General features: G+C 57.6%; 1 protein-coding gene. It reads right to left on the reverse strand.

Going from position 1 to position 255, the window contains the following annotated elements; all coding sequences use genetic code 11:
- Positions 1-255, reverse strand: a 255-nt coding sequence (locus NNO04_RS23030; protein ID WP_271446549.1) for a transposase, incomplete at both ends; no start/stop codon positions are given.

Genomic DNA, 255 nt, shown 5'->3' on the forward strand with positions numbered 1-255 from the left:
TCTCGACGTTTTTGCCGCCATCGCGACAACTGCAACATTGTAGTGCTTCCGCTCAAGCAGTCCCTGAAGCCAGACATTCTTCTCAACGGCGCCGTTCCGGTTGACCCAGGCGGTAAGTGCGCGTGCGCCGTGAACCAGGAGGTATCGGAAATAGCCATCGCCACGTTTGCTGATCCCTCCCAGTTGCTGTTTCCCGCCGCTGGAATGTTCCTTTGGTGTCAGCCCCAGCCATGAAGCGAACTGCTTTGCGGTGCT

This window comes from Citrobacter sp. Awk 4, from assembly GCF_028069725.1.
Lineage (GTDB): Bacteria > Pseudomonadota > Gammaproteobacteria > Enterobacterales > Enterobacteriaceae > Citrobacter_D.